9 protein-coding genes and 1 pseudogene are annotated in these 13,522 nt (G+C 53.5%); 1 reads left to right on the top strand and 9 read right to left on the bottom strand.

From position 1 onward, the window contains the following. Position 1 precedes the first annotated feature (1 nt). The 7 genes and pseudogenes from htpG to J2X61_RS03895 form a co-directional block, all read right to left on the bottom strand. The gene (htpG, locus tag J2X61_RS03925; RefSeq protein WP_274466076.1) at positions 2 to 1,879 is read right to left on the bottom strand and encodes a molecular chaperone HtpG; all 1,878 of its coding nucleotides are present in this window, start codon (positions 1,877 to 1,879) and stop codon (positions 2 to 4) included. Between the two features lie 177 nt (positions 1,880 to 2,056). Next, positions 2,057 to 3,256, bottom strand: a complete 1,200-nt coding sequence (locus J2X61_RS03920) for an MFS transporter (RefSeq protein ID WP_274466075.1) — start codon at positions 3,254 to 3,256, stop codon at positions 2,057 to 2,059. Further along, a complete protein-coding gene (locus tag J2X61_RS03915; protein ID WP_274466074.1) occupies positions 3,253 to 3,705 on the bottom strand; it encodes a MarR family winged helix-turn-helix transcriptional regulator in 453 nt (150 codons plus the stop codon). Before J2X61_RS03915 ends, J2X61_RS03920 begins: the two co-directional genes overlap by 4 nt. 1,253 nt (positions 3,706 to 4,958) lie before the next feature. Continuing rightward, positions 4,959 to 5,630 (bottom strand): NAD-dependent epimerase/dehydratase family protein, encoded by a 672-nt coding sequence (locus tag J2X61_RS03910; RefSeq protein WP_274466073.1) that lies wholly within the window; start codon positions 5,628 to 5,630, stop codon positions 4,959 to 4,961. 40 nt (positions 5,631 to 5,670) lie between these two features. Continuing rightward, on the bottom strand, positions 5,671 to 6,285 hold the full coding sequence (locus J2X61_RS03905) for a vWA domain-containing protein (protein WP_310186271.1): 615 nt from the start codon (positions 6,283 to 6,285) through the stop codon (positions 5,671 to 5,673). Positions 6,286 to 6,423: 138 nt separating this feature from the next. Then, positions 6,424 to 6,939 (bottom strand): annotated as a pseudogene (locus J2X61_RS03900) (TerD family protein); the annotation flags it as partial. Positions 6,940 to 6,966: 27 nt separating this feature from the next. After that, positions 6,967 to 7,737 carry a helix-turn-helix domain-containing protein gene (locus J2X61_RS03895; protein WP_310186045.1) on the bottom strand — a complete coding sequence of 257 codons (771 nt, stop codon included), beginning with the start codon at positions 7,735 to 7,737 and terminating at the stop codon, positions 6,967 to 6,969. Positions 7,738 to 7,940: 203 nt separating this feature from the next. On the opposite strand from J2X61_RS03895, the gene J2X61_RS03890 reads away from it, so the two are divergent. Next, positions 7,941 to 10,199 carry an FAD-dependent oxidoreductase gene (locus tag J2X61_RS03890; RefSeq protein WP_310186043.1) on the top strand — a complete coding sequence of 753 codons (2,259 nt, stop codon included), beginning with the start codon at positions 7,941 to 7,943 and terminating at the stop codon, positions 10,197 to 10,199. Positions 10,200 to 11,625: 1,426 nt separating this feature from the next. On the opposite strand, the gene J2X61_RS03885 is transcribed toward J2X61_RS03890, so the two are convergent. Further along, positions 11,626 to 12,513, bottom strand: coding sequence for a carbohydrate ABC transporter permease (locus J2X61_RS03885; protein WP_310186041.1), 888 nt, complete (start codon positions 12,511 to 12,513; stop codon positions 11,626 to 11,628). Positions 12,514 to 12,531: 18 nt separating this feature from the next. After that, positions 12,532 to 13,434 (bottom strand): carbohydrate ABC transporter permease, encoded by a 903-nt coding sequence (locus J2X61_RS03880; RefSeq protein WP_310186039.1) that lies wholly within the window; start codon positions 13,432 to 13,434, stop codon positions 12,532 to 12,534. Positions 13,435 to 13,522: the final 88 nt, after the last annotated feature.

Raw genomic sequence — 13,522 nt, 5'->3', positions numbered from 1 at the left:
GTTACACCATGATTTTGCAAATATCGTTCGTGAATTCAACAGGATCTTGCAGCGGCAGACCTTCGATCAAGAGCGCTTGGTTGTATAAGAGAGCCGTATACAGGTTAAGCTTCTCTTTATCTTGACCAAAGGCATCTTTCAACGAACCGAAGACTTCATGGTTTACGTTGATCTCCAGTACTTTCTCCGCCTTCACATTCGGATTGTTCGGCATAGCATTCAAGATTTTCTCCATCTCAATCGTCACGTCGCCTTCCGTGGATAAGCAAACCGGGTGCTTCTTGAGACGTTTGGAAGCTTTCACACTGGAAACCTTGCCGGACAGCAGGCTAGTCATATAATCGAAAAGCTCTTTGTTGTCGTTCTGATCGGCTTCGTTCTCCGCTTTGTCATCCGCTTCGATCCCCAGATCGCCGCTGGATACGGATTTGAATTCTTTCTCCTTGTACGTCATGATCATTTTGATCGCGAACTCATCGATATCGTCCGTGAAGTACAGAATTTCATAGCCTTTGTCCGTCACGAGCTCCGTTTGTGGAAGCTTGTCGATGCGCTCCATGGACTCGCCCGAAGCGTAGTAGATATACTTCTGGTCTTCCGGCATTCTGGCGATGTACTCGTCCAGCGTGACAAGCTTTTTCTCCTTGGAGGAGTGGAACATGAGCAGATCTTGCAGAACCTCTTTGTGGGTTCCGTAATCGCTGTATACGCCGAATTTCAACTGGCGGCCGAACGATTTGTAGAAGAGCTCGTACTTCTCTCTCTCGTCTTTGAGCATGGCTTGCAGCTGGCTCTTGATTTTACTTTGAATATTCTTGGCGATGAGCTTCAATTGACGGTCATGCTGCAGCATCTCCCGGGAAATGTTCAAGGACAGGCTCTCGGAATCGACCATCCCTTTCACGAAGCTGAAATAGTCCGGAAGCAGGTCTGCGCATTTGTTCATGATGAGAACGCCGTTGGCATAGAGCTCCAAACCTTTCTCATACTCTTTGGAATAGTAGTCGAAAGGCATATTCTCCGGAATGAAAAGAATGGCCTGATACACGACCGCGCCGTCCGCGCTTACGTGAATATGTTTCAGCGGCTTGTCGAAGCCGTAATGCTTCTCGTGATAAAATTTCTCGTAATCCTCAGGCGTCAATTCGCTCTTGTTTTTTCTCCAGATCGGCACCATGCTGTTCAGCTGCTGCTCTTCCGAGTAGTCCTCGAACTCGTTCTCCGTGCCTTCTTTCAGCCTTTTGCCGGCAACGTCCATCTTGATCGGGTAGCGGATGAAATCCGAATACTTCTTGATGATCGCTTTCAAGCGGTATTCATCCAGGTATTCGTCGTAGTTGTCGTCTTCCGTATTCGCTTTGATGGCGAGGACGATTTCCGTGCCCACGGCATCTTTCTCAGCCGGTTCAATCGTGTAGCCGTCTGCGCCGGTGGACTCCCATTTGTAGGCCGTATCGCTGCCAAGCGCTTTGCTCGTTACCGTAACCACATCGGCTACCATGAAGGCGGAATAGAAGCCTACGCCGAATTGGCCGATAATATTATGGCCGTCTTTGGCTTCGTTCTCTTTCTTGAACGCCAGCGATCCGCTCTTCGCAATGACGCCGAGATTATTTTCCAGCTCTTCTTTGGTCATCCCGATACCGGTATCGCGAATGGTCAGCGTTCGGTTTGCTTTGTCCGGGATCACTTTAATAAAATAGCTGTCTTTGTCAAAGACCAATGAATCGTCCGTTAGCGCTTTGTAATAAATTTTATCGATTGCATCGCTGGAGTTGGAGATGAGCTCTCTTAAAAAGATCTCTCGTTGCGTATAAATGGAGTTAATCATCATTTCGAGTAGACGTTTGGATTCAGCTTGAAATTGTTTCTTTTCCACAGATAGATCTCCTTTCGAATATGTAACGAAGATTTCAGATATTAGCACTCTCTAGTCTTGAGTGCTACACATTATTTTTATAACATCCCTGTCATTTAAAGTCAATGATTCGCTGCATATAAAACAAGCCGTCCCGCAGCTGCACGCCGATGTGCTCGCGGAAACGGCTTGTTGCTTTTACTTCATGGCTGGAATAGCGCTTGTCTTCGTCGATGCCGCAGCTCTACGATGGTGAAGCACGTAGTACAAGATAGACGAGCAGGCTACCACGATACCGGCTACCAAATACATCGTGTGATAGTTGGATTTGGATGCGACAACTCCGAGCACATAAGAGCCGATGCCGTAGCCGGAGTCGAAGAGCAGGAAGTACGTGCCTGTGGCAAGACCTCTGCGATGCGGCGGCGCCGCTTGAATGGCGATCGTCTGGAAGCTCGGAAGCATCGCCCCGAAGCCGAGTCCGAGCAAACCGCCGGCAATCAGGAACGGTACGGGCGAAGACATCAGGCTGAGGACGATCATCCCGACGGTGAACAGCACGACTCCCGGATACACCAAGCCGTTGGGACCTGAGCGGTCGAACCATTTGCCGGTGAAAGGTCTGGAAATGACGATCATCAAGGCGAACACCATGAAAAAGTAACTTGCATAGCTTTCCAAACCGTTCGCTTTGGCATAAACGGACAGAAACGTCGTGATCGCTCCGTAAGAGAAGGCGAGCACGCTTCCCGTTAATGAGATTGGGATAGAACGCGGCTCGATGAACTTCCTCCAACCCTTCTCCGGTTGTGCCGCGGCTTGTACGACCCGCTGCGGAATGCGCAGCGACAATCCGAACAGGAGAGACAAGACGGAGAAGCCGATGCACACGCTGAACAGCAGCGTGTTATTGTGAGTCTGCATGATGGAGAGGCCGAGGAATGGGCCGACGACCATGGCTAGGCTCATGAAAAGCGAGAAATAGCCGACTCCTTCCCCCTTGCGCCGGTCAGGCACAAGCTCGACGGCAACCGCTCCGGCGGCCGTTGTCGCCATGCCGAAGCCGATGCCGTGCAGAAAGCGCAGTCCGAGCAGCAGTTCATACTGATGAATAAGCGGGTATAAGGCCGTGCATATCATAAATACAATCAGGGCAAACGAAATGATTTTCTTCCTGTTCCACTCGTCCATCCATTTGCCTGTCAACGGCCGTAAAATAACGGTAGATATAATGAAGACCGTCATGACAAGCCCGATCTGCTGCTGTCCGCCGTGCAGCGTATCGGTGACGAAAATGGGCAGCGTTACGGCCAAAATATAAAAAGTCATAAATAAAAAAAAGCTGCTGAGACATACAGCAACAAAATCGCGGTTCCACAATTTCTGATCATCGTTCATGATGGTGTATCCTCCACTTCTTTCACGCGTGTATTGGCCGCTTCGGTGATCTTGAGCAGCAGTTCCCTTAGCAGGGACACCTGCTCCTCCGTAAAGCCGGTTAGCAGCGATGCGATGACTTGCTGCTCGATGGGGTTGAGCTTATCGTTCATGGCTCTGCCTTGGTCGGTAATGAACGTCAGAAACGACCTGCGGTCGTTCTCGTTGGCTTTGCGTTCAACCAAGCCCTTGCGCTCCAATTGGTCGAGAATGCGGGTAATATTCGTCTGGTCCTTCTCCGCGCGGATGGCGAGCGTCTTCTGGGAGATCCCGTCCTCGCAAGCCAGGCGATGGAGCACGACCCACTGCTCTGTCGTCATATCGTAAGGCTGGAAATGCAGACTTAACAGCTGTGTCATTCGCCGGCCGGCATGGTTGAGAATGAATCCCAAGGAATGATCCAGTTGCATGGGAAGCCTCCTTTCAAATTTAGTTGCTATAGCAATTATATTATTGGCAACTATTTTCGTCAATGGTTATCGCGGAAGCGGGGCGGATTGGATTGGATCGGATCGGATCGGGTCCAGGTCACAGAATGTTAGCATGCCACGATAGCCGAGGCTAATTCGGGATATCCGCCGCCTAAATTTTTACGGCTGACTGTATAGTTGCTTTCATATCGGACATACTAATTTTCGACGGTGATTCAGAGAGGTGTTGTGTCGCATATTATCATGCAGGCGTAAATACCAGGGAAGTTGTTATTGAATCTACCTAGAAGCGAGGAGATGTGCCGCAGAACTGTTCAAGTGGTCTAGTACTACTGAAATTGTGATGAGGTAGTTAACCGAGCCTAAGGTTCATGGCAAAAGTACCATCAATCCGTCACCGTCGAAGAGGACTCCGCGAGGAGTCCTTTTTCTGTTGTTCTGTTGTGGGGGATGAGCAAGGGGGACCAGCCCAAGCAGCAGCGAGCCCCGGTCAGTAGCAACAAGCGTAACAAGCGGCACAAGCACCGCAAGCACCGCAAGCACCGCAAGCACCACCGTCCAGTTCCAACTAGTAGCAACAAGCGGCAACAGAATCAACGATTAGTGTTAAGGAGCAAACGGTATCAACCAGCAGCAATCAGCCCCAAGTAGCACCGAGCACCCCGTCAACCCCAAGCAGTACCCAGCCCCGGCCAGTAGCAACAAGTAGCAAAAAGCAGCAATAGAATCAACGAGTAGTGATGAGGAGCAATCAGCATTAATCAGTACCAATCAGCCCCAAGCAGCACCCAACCCCGGCAGTATATGATTTTTCATACAGATTCAGCGGGAACGTGACGTGGAGCCATATCCGTGCTCTGAAAAAGGGATGACACTGCCTACTGCAAGCGGAATTCCAGCTTTTGCGTTCGGCTTTGCTAGGCAGGCAGCGGGGCAAAGCCGGCGAACAGACGCAAACGCAAACGCAAACGCAATCATAGACGTCATCACGCCTCGCTGCCCGCTAACGGACAGAGGGCCCCTATTCGATGAATAAGGGCCTCTTTCAACATGTAACGGACACCAGCGACGTTATTTTGTTCATTGGGACTGGATATTGCCCGCAAATCAGCAAATAAGGTCTCTGGTGTCCGATAGCCGCGGCACGGTGCGCAAAAGGTGCATATAACGGCCGCTGTGTCCGTTAGAGCTTTACGGAGTGAGCGGCGGACTCTCCTGTAGCATCTACAGCTCTATTGCCCTGTACGCATGCTGTTCAGATCGCTGCTCTCAACAATCGGCTTGTGATAACCGTGCAAGGCAACATGAATCATGGCGCGGCCGACCTTCTCGGAGGTCGTGACGGCATTCGGAAACCATTTTTCCAGCAAGGGGTAGAAAGGTTTCATGACCGTGTACACCGCTTGATACAGCCGGGTTTTGGATCGGACGCCATGCAGCGGGAGAATGCCTCCCGGCCTGAACATGTACGCCGCCCGGAACGGCAGCTTAAGCAGATCGTTCTCGGTCTTGCCCTTAACCCGCGCCCACATGCTGCGGCCTTTCTCGGAGGAGTCGGTGCCTGCGCCGGTTACATATACAAATGTCATATCCGGGTTCAACCGGACCAATGTTTTGGCGACACTGAGCGTTAAATCATACGTAATCGCCGAATATTTCTCTTCGCTCATGCCTGCTGACGATACGCCCAAGCAGAAGAAACAAGCATCATAGCCTGTAAGCTTATGCTCGAGGGCGGTCAGATCGAGAAGGTTCGCATGTACGAGCTCATGTAATTTGGGATGCACCTGGCGCGTAGAGCTGCGGCCGACGGTTAAGACCCGGTTCACTTGGGGCTCAAGGAGACACTCGCGCAGTACGCTTTGTCCGACCATCCCGGTCGCTCCGAAAAGAAGGACGTTCATGTTCATCACACCTTTCGATATAGATAGTGACAGCTTCAGGTCATGGCCGAATAATTCGCTGCTTCGCCGCTTCTTTCAACCATACCGGAAATTCGTTCAAGAGCATCCCGTAGAGCGCTTCGTCCGAAACCCGGGCTATATCCTCGATATATATAAAATTCGCATTGTCGACAACCCGGCCTTCCATTTCGTCCAGCTTCCTCAACACCTCGAAGTCCGCATGTCCGATCCCTACGAATTGCCAGAAAATGGGTTGAACGGCTGCTTCCGTGATCACCTTCTTGATCGGCTTCACGACGCCGCCGTCGTTAATGAAAACGATGAAAACCGGGAGCGGCGAGCTTTCCTCCACCGTATATTTGCGGATGACGTCCAGCATGACCGGCGGTTCATTATTATAACCAAATTTGTGAATACGTTGATTCGTCATCACGTGCTTTTGCACATACCCTTCAAAGTCACTCTCCGTTGCCGAAGGCAGCCGGCTGAATTCATTGTCGTAAATCCAAATGTCCAGCGTCGCATTGTCGTCGAATTGGCACGCAACGGCCAAGATGCGTTCAACCACTTCCTGGACGGTGCCGTTCTTGTACAAAGTGCGCATCGACCCGGAGATGTCGAGTACTAAGCCGACTCTCGCCATCACTCCTGTCATTTGCTTCTTCTCCAGAGTGACCTGGACGGTCTTTTTGCGCAAATCTATCGCCGATAAAACAGGCGGTTTCACAAGCTCTGCCGCCGCCGCAACCTCCGGCTCCGCGTCCTCTTCAATCTCCAGACCGAAGCTTGTACACAGAGCGGCCAATCCGCCGTAGAAGCCGCTTCCGACAGCGCTGAATTTCCATTCGCCTTGATGCCTGTACAGCTCGCCGGCGACAATCGCCGTCTCTTTCGTCAAATCCGGCCCCAAATCATAGCGGAACAGCTCCTCGCCGCCATCCCCATGGAGCAATCGAACATAGAGCTGGCTCATGTCTTGCATGCTGTATGCATGCTGATCGCCTTCATGAATCGTGAAGGTGAAAGCGATTTTGGCGATGCGCTCCGGCACGCAGGCAAGCTCGATGCGGATAGCTTCCCGATCCGGTCCATTCAGCGTCTGATGCGTAACGGCATCATGGAGTCCCGCAGCGTTACCGTAAAAAATAAAGTCCTCATCCCGCTCGCAGCGGCCTGAAGCCGACAACAAGAAGCAGGCGGCGTCGACGCTCATGCCGGAAACGGGTGTGGACCACCCAAAATGCAATTGAAGCTTGGATAGGCTTCTTCCTTTGGTGATGTCTATTTTTTGACCCTTCGTCAGGTTCATAGCGCACAACTCCTTCACTTAAGTAAATTATAGGCGATGCAGCTTACGGTATTGGGTAGGAGGGATGTGCATTCTTTTTTTGAACACGCGGCTTAAGTAGAATTCATTCTCGAACCCGCACTGGCCGGCAATTTGCTGCAGCGTCAGGTCGCTTTCGAGCAGCAGCTTCTGCACCTTCTGCAGGCGGAGCGAAGTGAGATAATCGAGCGGCGGCATACCGGCTGACTTTTTGAACCGGCGGGTAAACTGCACCTGGGTAAGCCCCAGCTCTTTAGCGAGACGTTTCAGGCTAAAATGGTCGGCGGCATGCTCCTGCAGATATTGCACGGCTTTCTCGATGAGGCTGTCTCTGGTGCCATGCTGCGTGCTTGGATTCCTGTACGCCGAATGTTTCTCTTCAGCCAACTGCATCCATATATCCATAATAAAATGGTGGCGCAGCGCGGCGGATGCATCGGAGCCCAGCTCCGCCCATTTTCTCAAATAGGTGTAGCTGGACGTGAGCCGGTGCAAATCGTGTAGCGTGACCTTGCCGGCCGGGATGCCGTCGTCTGCCGAGTCCCACCGCAGCAAGATGACATGAAAAGACAAGGGCTGGAGCACCGCTCTCCGAAACGCGACCCCAGGCGGGCAAAACACGAGATCACCGAAGGACGCCGTTCCTTCCTGCGAACCGATTTTGTAGGCGAAGCTGCCTTCCTCCACGGCAAAAACCACCCAGAAATCATTCGTATCCTCTTGCAGCTGAAAGGCCGACTTATCCTTCCAATATACGTGGCTCAGAACAGACGGTTTCATTAAGATTTCCTCGTGTATTCGCACGGCACACGCCTCGCTCTTCATCGTTTTGTTTGCTATCTGTATCATAAGCGAACGGCCTGGGCGGGGGAAGACGGTTCGTGAAATTTTGTATATGGGGATGATGCTTGCGTGCATGGTTTGAAGCGCTATCCGTGCATTAAAATAAGATCAAAACGCATGTTCAAAGGGAGTGGGAACGAATGCAAGAGGAATTGGTAAAAACGGATATTACCGTCATCGGCGGCGGCTTATCGGGCGTCTGTGCGGCGATCGCCGCAGCCAGACTGGGGCAGACTGTGGCGCTCGTCCAAAACCGGCCTGTACTGGGCGGCAATTCGTCCAGCGAAGTGCGGGTATGGGTATGCGGCGCAACGGGGCACGGGGTCAACCGCCATGCACGGGAAACGGGTATCATGGGCGAGCTGTTCGTCGAGAATCAATATCAAAATATGGATGGCAATCCGTATTTATGGGATCTGACCGTGCTGGAGTCGGTGCGTGCGGAGAGTAACATACAGCTGTTCCTCAACACGGATGTGCATGAGGTTGAGGCGGACGGCGACGAGGAGAACCGGACGATCCGCAGCGTGACGGGGTGGATGATGGGGTCCGAGCGGAAAATTCGTTTCGCGAGCGAGATCTATCTCGACTGTACGGGCGACGGGCTCATCGGCTTTCTCGCCGGGGCGAAATACCGGATCGGCCGGGAAGCGAGGACGGAGTACGGCGAGGCGTGGGCGCCTGAGATTGCGGACCGCATAACGCTCGGCAGCACGATTTTATTTTATACCAAAGATGCCGGCCATCCGGTGAGATTCAACCCGCCAAGCTTCGCCAAGGATATTACGACAACGTCCATTCCGATCAAAAGAGTGATCCGCAGCGGCGACTCGGGCTGTCACTACTGGTGGATCGAGTGGGGCGGCGAGCTCGACACGGTGCATGAGAATGAGCGGATTCGCGATGAGTTGTGGGCCGTTATATACGGGATATGGGATTATATCAAAAATTCGGGCAACTTCGACGCCGGGCAGATGACGCTGGAGTGGGTGGGGGCTCTGCCTGGGAAAAGGGAGTATCGGCGTTTTGTCGGTGATTACGTGCTGAATCAAAACGACATTATGGCCCAGGAGCCGTTCGATGACCGCGTCGCCTTTGGCGGGTGGTCGATAGATTTGCATCCGCCGCAGGGCGTATACTCGGCGGAAAGCGGCTCGAAGCATCTGCACGCCGATGGAATCTATCATATCCCGTTCCGTTCGCTGTACTCGGTCAACGTCAGCAACATGCTGATGGCCGGCCGCAATATCAGCGCCTCGCATGTCGCTTTCGGCACGACGCGCGTTATGGCGACCTGCGCGGTCATCGGCGAAGCGGCGGGGACGGGAGCAGCGCTGTGCGTGCAGAAGCAGGCGACGCCACGGGAGCTGTACCGGAAGCATCTGCAGGAGCTGCAGCAGATGCTGCTGCGGCAGGATGCTTCGATCATCGGGCTGCGCAGCGAAGATGCGTCGGACTTGGCGCGCCGGGCGCAAATTACGGCGTCCAGCACGTTGACGCAGCTGTGCGTGGAGCGGCCTGTGGAGCCCAGGCGGCTGGATGCCGACGTCGCTGTGCTGTTCCCGGTTGCGCCGGCGCTGAACGGATTCGAGCTGCTGGTCGACAGCGAGGAAGCGACGACGATCGCCGTCGAGCTGTGGGATACCGGACGCGCGGAAAATTATGTGCCGAAGCGCCGGATCGCATCGGCGGAAGCCCATGCGGCTGCCGGCAGGCTGCAGTGGATTCCGTTCGAGCTGCATTGGCGGCCGGATGAGGCGCAGAACGCAGTGGTCATCGTCCGGGCGAATCGGCATGTGACGGTGTACCATGCGGATGAGCCGCAAACGGGTATCCTTGCGTTCGTGCGCGGCAAGCAGCCTGTCGTCGATCCGAAGCTGGAGGATCACCAGCCGGAGCAGCCTGTCGTAGAGTGGAGCATGCGAGGCGGCCTTGACCGCAAGCCGATCTGCTTCCGGGCTGTGGGCGCTACGCATGCCTTCTCGGCGGATAAGGTGACGGACGGTTACTTACGTCCTTACGGGACGCCGCATCTGTGGATGTCGGAGCCTTCGCTGCTCGCTGCAGGCGGGGAGGAGTGGCTGGAGCTGTCGTGGGCAGAGGAAGTGGCCATCGCGCAAGTGCAGGTGACCTTCAACGATAATGTGAATCAGGATCTAATTAACCTGCATGCGTTCAGAACGTCCTTCGACGTGATGCCGGAACTTGCCAAGGGCTACCGGCTTGAAGTGCTGGTGGATGGGCAATGGCAGGTGCTTCACCGGGAGACGAATAACCGGAAGCGGACGCGCCGGCACGACTTGCGGCGGACCGTTCAGACCGGGCGGCTGCGACTGGTCGTGGAGTCGACGAACGGCAGTCCTTGCGCCGAAGTCATAGAGGTGCGGGTGTACGGGTGAGACCGGTGAGCACTCCTGGGCGGCGCTGCCGTTGGGAGCGATGCCTATCTTGTGGGATTGCCCGGCTGCCGGTCTTTGTGACGGGCTAAGGAAATAGGGTGCGCTATTTCTGTGAAAAGCGACCATTTGTGCGCCTTCGGGGAAATGAGATACGCTATTTGGCTGTTAGAGGCCGTAATCCGGCTCGTGACGACCAAATAAGGTACCGAATTTCCCTTTCGATAGCGAATTCGGCGTATTGTGCAGCAATAGCGTATCTCATTTCCCTCACCTAAGGGGCTGTTGAGGCTTAGCATCCGTAAGGCGCGCATCCCTTAGGTTGCCGTTAACGAATGGGACAGGACCAGCGCCCGACCCAACCCAGCCGCACCGCCACCTACCCCTTCAATCCGGAACTGGCAAACCCACCCCACAACCCATTTCTGCCTTGTGACGGGCTAAGGTTAAAGGAAATAGAGTGCGCTATTTCCTTGGAAAGCGATCATTTGTTCGCCTTCGGGGAAATGAGATACGCTATTTGGCTGTTAGAGGCCGTAATCCGGCTCGTGACGACCAAAAAAGGTACCGAATTTCCCTTTCGATAGCGAATTCGGCGTATTGTGCAGCAATAGCGTATCTCATTTCCCTCACCTAGGGGTTGTGGAGGCCTAGCATCCGCAAGGCGAGCATCCCTCGAGATACCGTCAATGAATTGGCGCGGCAGGACCAGCGCCCAACCCAGCCCAGCCCAGCCCAACCTAACCCAGCCGCACCGCCACCTACCCCTTCAATCCGGAACTGGCAAACCCCCTCCACAACCCATTTCTGCCTTGTGACGGGTTGAAGGAAATAGGGTGCGCTATTTCCTTGAAAAGCGACCATTTGTTCGCCTTGGGGGAAATGAGATACGCTATTTGGTAGTTAGAGGCCGTAATCCGGCTCGTGACGACCAAATAAGGTACCGAATTTCCCTTTCGATAGCGAAATGGGCGTATTGTGCAGCAATAGCGTATCTCATTTCCCTTCACCTAGGGGGGTGTGGAGACTTAACATCCGCAAGGCGCGCATCCCTCGAGATACCGTCAACGAATGGGCCCGGCAGGACCAGCTCCCAACCCAGCCGCACCGCCACCTACCCCTTCAATCCGGAACTGGCACCCTCTCCACAACCCATTTCTGCCTTGTGACGGGTTAAAGGAAATAGGGTGCGCTATTTCCGTGAAAAGCGATCATTTGTGCGCCTTCGGGGAAATGAGATACGCTATTTGGCTGTTAGAGGCCGTAATCCGGCTCGTGACGACCAAATAAGGTACCGAATTTCCCTTTCGATAGCGAATTCGGCGTATTGTGCGGAAATAGCGTATCTCATTTCCCTCGCACAGGGGGCTATTGAAGGCTTAGCATCTACAAGGCTCGCATCCCTCGGATTGCCGTCAACGAATGGGCCCTACCCCTTCAATCCGGAGCTGGCAAACCCCTCCACAACCCATTTCTGGCAAGTGATGACGACGATGAGCAGAGGCAGCAGCGCCGAGACGGAGGCCGCCATCGTGAGGACATAATTCGTGCCGAATTCCTCGACATAGCTGGTCAGGCCGAGTGGAATCGTATAAAGCTCTTTGTCGCGCAGGAAGATGAGCGGGCTTTCGTATTCGTTCCAATGCCAAGTGAATGACAGAATAAGCAGCGTGACGATCGCAGGCTTCGTGAGCGGCAGGCAGATTTGCCAGAAGGTGCGCCAGTAGCCGGCTCCGTCTACGCGCGAGGCTTCGAGAAGCTCTCCGGGCAGCGTGCTGAAGAACTGCCGCATCAGGAAGGTGCCGAAGACGGTGAACAATCCGGGCAAGATGAGCGAATAGTGCGTATTAATCAGCTTAAGCGAATCGAACAGAATGAAGCGCGGAACGAGCAGCACCTGGTTCGGAATCATCATCGTCGCCAGGTAAAGCAGGAACAGAAAATTACGGCCCTTGAAGCGGATTTTGGCAAAGGCATAGCCCGCCATGGCGCTCGTGAGCAGATTGCCGAGCACGGTGATGACCGTAATTTTGATGGAGTTCAAGTAAAACAGATAGAACGGATTGGGGCCGGCCCATACCTGCTTGTAATTCTCAAAATGCCACGTCTGCGGTATCCAATCGATCGGATATTGGAATACCTCGCCATTGACCTTAAAGGAGGTAGAGAGCATCCAGACGTAAGGCAGAATCATCAGCAGCGCGAAGCCCGCCATCACAACCGTCAGGAGCGATTTGACGAGCAGCGGAAGCGGTTTTCTTCTCACTCGCGATCTGCGCTGTGCAGTCTGCGCGGAATAAGCGGTTTCTATGTCCATCGTAAATCCCCTTCCCTCTTAGAAGTGATCCTGCCATCGTTTCTGGCTTTGCCACTGAATGAGCGTAATGATGAAAATAATGGTGAAGAGCACCCATGATACGGCTGCGGCGTAGCCCATTTTGTAGAAGCGGAATGCCAGCAGGTAGATGTGATAGGAGAGCACCATCGTCGAATCGATCGGTCCTCCCTGCGTCATGACGGCGACGGGACCGAATACCTGAAAGGACCAGATCATGAGCGTGATGGCGATCAGGAATGTCGTAGGCGTCAGCATCGGAACCGTGATCTGAATGAATTGCCGCAGCTTCGACGCACCGTCGATTTGGGCGGCCTCATACAAATCCTTGGAGATGCCTTGCAAGCCGGCCAAATATATGACCATCGCATAGCCGATCGTCACCCAAACCGACATGATGATGATCGCGAACAGCGCGGATTTCGGGCTGGATAGCCAGCCTGGCGGATGTTCGATGCCGATGGACAACAGGAACTGATTAATCGGTCCGTTCGACGCGCGGTACATGATGCTCCATATGACGGATACGGCGACAAGGGAGGATACGTACGGCAGGAAGATCAGCGTGCGCAGCGTGTTTTTGGCAAACACATATTGATTCAAAATAACGGCGAGAATGAGCCCGAACAGGATCGAAGCGGGAACGCTGACCACGGTGAAAATGGTATTGTTCTGCAGTGATTTGATCAACTTGGGATCATCCAGAAGCGCTTTGAAATTGTCAAAGCCGACCCACGAAATGCCGGCAAATCCTTTGAGATATTCCCAATCGACGAATACCAGATAAAGACTGAACAGGATCGGGAGTAAAATAAAAATGAGATACCCGGAGAGGTTAGGCAAAATGAACAGGTAACCTGCGAGGTTTTCCCTGAATTTTGCGGTTTGCCAAAATGGTCTCATGGGCAAGTTCACCCTTTCGTTTGAGATGTAAGGCTAACTTTACCAACGCTTGAATCGAAAGCACATAGCATGAGATTGAACGTTTCTG

Origin of the sequence: Bacillus sp. 3255, assembly GCF_031456485.1 — a bacterium.
GTDB lineage: Bacteria > Bacillota > Bacilli > Paenibacillales > NBRC-103111 > Paenibacillus_E.
Note: the sequence above shows the minus strand (reverse complement) of the source record. Positions and strands in the feature narration are given on the sequence as shown.

What these genes read in the sequence shown, in the direction of transcription:
- J2X61_RS03885 (WP_310186041.1), bottom strand. Translation starts at nt 12,513, where the DNA reads ATGGACATAGAAACCGCTTATTCCGCGCAGACTGCACAGCGCAGATCG.
- J2X61_RS03920 (WP_274466075.1), bottom strand. Translation starts at nt 3,256, where the DNA reads ATGAACGATGATCAGAAATTGTGGAACCGCGATTTTGTTGCTGTATGT.
- J2X61_RS03915 (WP_274466074.1), bottom strand. Translation starts at nt 3,705, where the DNA reads ATGCAACTGGATCATTCCTTGGGATTCATTCTCAACCATGCCGGCCGG.
- J2X61_RS03910 (WP_274466073.1), bottom strand. Translation starts at nt 5,630, where the DNA reads ATGAACGTCCTTCTTTTCGGAGCGACCGGGATGGTCGGACAAAGCGTA.
- J2X61_RS03890 (WP_310186043.1), top strand. Translation starts at nt 7,941, where the DNA reads ATGCAAGAGGAATTGGTAAAAACGGATATTACCGTCATCGGCGGCGGC.
- J2X61_RS03905 (WP_310186271.1), bottom strand. Translation starts at nt 6,285, where the DNA reads ATGACAGGAGTGATGGCGAGAGTCGGCTTAGTACTCGACATCTCCGGG.
- J2X61_RS03880 (WP_310186039.1), bottom strand. Translation starts at nt 13,434, where the DNA reads ATGAGACCATTTTGGCAAACCGCAAAATTCAGGGAAAACCTCGCAGGT.
- J2X61_RS03895 (WP_310186045.1), bottom strand. Translation starts at nt 7,737, where the DNA reads ATGAAACCGTCTGTTCTGAGCCACGTATATTGGAAGGATAAGTCGGCC.